Genomic DNA, 3,094 nt, shown 5'->3' with positions numbered 1-3,094 from the left:
GTCTCCGTCTCAGTCTCCGTCGGCACCGGGGTCGGCGTTGGATCTACTCCGGCGACCACACAGCCGTTTGCAAAAATCGCCTGCCCTTCAGCATCAAAGTTCAGGCCTTCCGGTAGAAAGGAGTTTGGCGGGATGATGTCATCGCCATGATCTCCGTGGCCATTCAGGCCATTCAGGCTAACCTCAATGCCCACATAAGGGTTCTGCGCTGATGCCGTCGCATGGCAGATGCCAATCTTGTCTTCGGACTCGGCAACAGCCACGGGTATCACCGTGAACGTAGCGAGCCCAAGTATTCCTATCAAGGCGAGAGTTCGTCTCATTGCCCGGTCTCCATTCCAACGTGGGGGAAACTGGAAACGTTGCGGCTCCTGCGGTGAGCATCCACCCGCGGCATCCCACAACCGCCCAAGCCAAGGTGCAGCTGGCCGGCGTGCGCGGTACCGCGCCACAAAGTCTTCAGTTACTGAAGACCCCACCCTAGAAATTTTCCAAGTAATTGACATAGGTACCGAATACTCGTTTATCAATGCCGAAACTGCGTCTAAGGAAAAGACCCAAATAGTCAATCAATTAAGCGCAGGAAAGACGCAGTAAAAGCGCAGATCTTTCTCAAGAATTGCAGTGAGGGGCGACAAGGCTGCGGGAGGTGACTTACTTTCCAAAGTCCAGGCGAGCCGTTTCAAATCTCCAAATTCATGCCCTGACAAGGCTTTTTATGTCTGATATTTCTCTTGTAGGTGGATGATTGTGAGTACTCAGCGGGTAAAGCGAGTAGTACTGCGCGCGAAAAGCGAGTAGTGAAAGCACTTGCTCGCAGACTTTTCACAGTGCACAGTGAATGCATCGGGTCTCAACCGCAAAGTTCGCTCCCAGGAGCCGCGCTGCAATTCCTTAAATTTTGGTCGAGAGCTCGTGCCTTTTAGTTCCATCCACCATTTATCAAGGAGTCACAATGCTTTCTCTCTACGCAACCATCCAGTCCGTTCTCCACACCGCCAAGGCCCGCCTCACCAACGAAGAGAAGGGCGCGACGATGGTTGAGTATGGCCTCATGGTCGCGCTCGTCGCTGTGGTCGTTGCGGTTGCGGCCACTGTGCTCGGCACCAACATCAGCACCCTGTTCACTGGGCTCAATTTCTAAGCTGCTTACCAGAATGGCTCTGGCGGCATCCGCCGCCGGAGCCATTCTCATCACCGAATCCGCGCATTAGAAGGGAGAAGTAGGTTGAAGCGACATCGCAAAGAGGGCGGCGCAGTAGCCGTTGAACTCGCGTTCGTCCTGCCCCTCCTGCTGTTGCTCCTCATCGGGATCATGGAGTATGGACGGGTCTTCAATGTTCAGATTTCCCTGACACAGGCTGCCCGGGAAGGCGCCCGGCACGGCGCTATTTACTACGACGACGCCAGCCTTGACGTTACCAGCGCGGCATTGGGCGCGGCCCCGACCTTGGCGGGACTCGGGGTTGCAGTCACTGACGATGCATCCGCTTGTAGCCCCGGAGGAGATGTCACCGTCGCAACCAGCATCTCGTTGTCATCCATGTCAGGATTCCTCAATCTAGGCATTTTTGGCGGCCCTGCCCTTTTTCCCATCAACCTTTCAGGCGAAGGAGTCATGAGATGCGGCGGTTAGGCCCCACAAAGTACTCGCCGCGGCTTCGGCTCAGTGAAAACGAGCACGAGCGAGGCGCCGTATCGGTCATTGTGGCATTTTTGCTCGTGGTGCTCCTCGGCTTCGCGGCCCTGGCAGTCGACGTCGGAGCGATGTACTCCGAAAAAGCTCAGTTGCAAAACGGAGCAGATGCAAGCGCACTCGCCATTGCCAGCGACTGCGCTCAGGGGGCCTGTGGAGATGTCTTCGCTACTGGCAGGGCGTATGCGAACGGCAACGCGAACGACGATTCGAGCGGCATCCAATCCATCACGTTCCCTGACACAACAACGGTTCGGGTCGAGACCAACGCACGGGACGCCAGTACGGGCGCTGACCACTTCTCGCTCTACTTTGCCCGCGCTATGGGCTTTAACGAAACCGAAATCGATGCTTCGGCTGAAGCCGCTTGGGGTGCTCCGTCCGCAGGTAACACGCTGCCGTGGACCATTAGCCAATGTGTTTTTGAGCAATTCCTCAGCCCGAGTCAACTCAGCGAGCTGAACTCGACCGGCTCGTTTACCGGCGACCCCACAGCAACGCCCATCTTAATGAGATACGACAAAAACACCCCTGACTACCCGGGGTGTGTGGCACAGAACGGCTACAACCCAGGGGGTTTCGGGTGGTTGGAGACAACTGGATCAGGCTGTACGGCCGACATTGATATCGCAGCCACAGTTGAAGGTCAACCAGGCAACAATTTCCCCAACGAAGCGGATTGCGTCGCCCTTCTCGCGTCATTCATGGATGAACCGGCGCTGATTCCACTCTTCACTACCGCCACTGGGAATGGGGGGAACGCAATTTACTCCCTTACAGGGTTCGCGGCCTTTCAGGTCACCGCATACAAATTCGGCGGCGGATCTAGCGTCTCAAGCGACCCTCCGCCCGCGGGATGCTCCAGAAACTGCCGCGGCATCGAAGGTTTCTTCACCCGCTACGTCTCGCTCGCCGAAGGCATGACGCTCTCCGGCAGTGTGCCCGATTTTGGAGTAACAAGTGTCAGCCTTTCAGGTTGAGTCTCACCGGGGTACACCAAACCGCCGCAATCCAGCAAACATTCGTCATTAGGGAATATCGAAAGTGAAATCACGCCTACTCGGAGGAATTGCCTCCCTTGTACTCGCAGTCATCGGCACCGCGATGCTGGTGCTCTATGTCAACAACGCTGACGCCCGTGCCCAGGAAGGGCTCGCCCCTGTGAACGTTCTGGTAGTGCGGGAACTCATCCCCGCGGGCACGCCAGTAGCTGAGATCCAGGAACAGGTGGAAACGGCATCGGTGGCCAAAGCCGCGGTGACCTCCGGCAGCCTGGACACGCTCTCGGGCCAACTGGACAAAGTGACCGCGGTTGACCTCGTGCCCGGTGAACAGCTCCTTGAAGCGCGGCTGGTCCAGCCAGCCGATTTCCTCCCGGGAACGGTTCCCGTACCGGAT

Annotated in this window: 3 protein-coding genes and 2 pseudogenes; 4 read left to right on the top strand and 1 reads right to left on the bottom strand. The window is 57.2% G+C overall.

The window, feature by feature from the left end; genetic code table 11:
- A pseudogene (locus Y708_RS0109130) lies at positions 1-263 on the bottom strand (hypothetical protein); the annotation flags it as partial.
- A gap of 692 nt (positions 264-955) precedes the next feature.
- On the opposite strand from Y708_RS0109130, the gene Y708_RS0109125 reads away from it, so the two are divergent.
- The 4 genes and pseudogenes from Y708_RS0109125 to Y708_RS29765 form a co-directional block, all read left to right on the top strand.
- Positions 956-1,144 carry a Flp family type IVb pilin gene (locus Y708_RS0109125; protein ID WP_028279695.1) on the top strand — a complete coding sequence of 63 codons (189 nt, stop codon included), beginning with the start codon at positions 956-958 and terminating at the stop codon, positions 1,142-1,144.
- An 84-nt stretch (positions 1,145-1,228) separates the two neighbouring features.
- Positions 1,229-1,636, top strand: coding sequence for a TadE/TadG family type IV pilus assembly protein (locus Y708_RS0109120; protein WP_028279694.1), 408 nt, complete (start codon positions 1,229-1,231; stop codon positions 1,634-1,636).
- Positions 1,624-2,676 (top strand): pilus assembly protein TadG-related protein, encoded by a 1,053-nt coding sequence (locus Y708_RS0109115; RefSeq protein ID WP_028279693.1) that lies wholly within the window; start codon positions 1,624-1,626, stop codon positions 2,674-2,676. The genes Y708_RS0109120 and Y708_RS0109115 overlap by 13 nt, the downstream gene beginning before the upstream one ends.
- 64 nt (positions 2,677-2,740) lie before the next feature.
- A pseudogene (locus Y708_RS29765) lies at positions 2,741-3,094 on the top strand (pilus assembly protein CpaB); the annotation flags it as partial.

The organism is Arthrobacter sp. H5 (assembly GCF_000520595.1).
Classification (GTDB): domain Bacteria; phylum Actinomycetota; class Actinomycetes; order Actinomycetales; family Micrococcaceae; genus Arthrobacter_D.
The sequence above is the reverse complement of the archived record's forward strand: the minus strand, read 5'-3'. Positions and strand labels throughout refer to the sequence as shown.

Excerpts from the sequence above, each read along its gene's own strand:
- Y708_RS0109115 (WP_028279693.1), top strand. The coding sequence starts at position 1,624 with ATGCGGCGGTTAGGCCCCACAAAGTACTCGCCGCGGCTTCGGCTCAGT.
- Y708_RS0109125 (WP_028279695.1), top strand. The coding sequence starts at position 956 with ATGCTTTCTCTCTACGCAACCATCCAGTCCGTTCTCCACACCGCCAAG.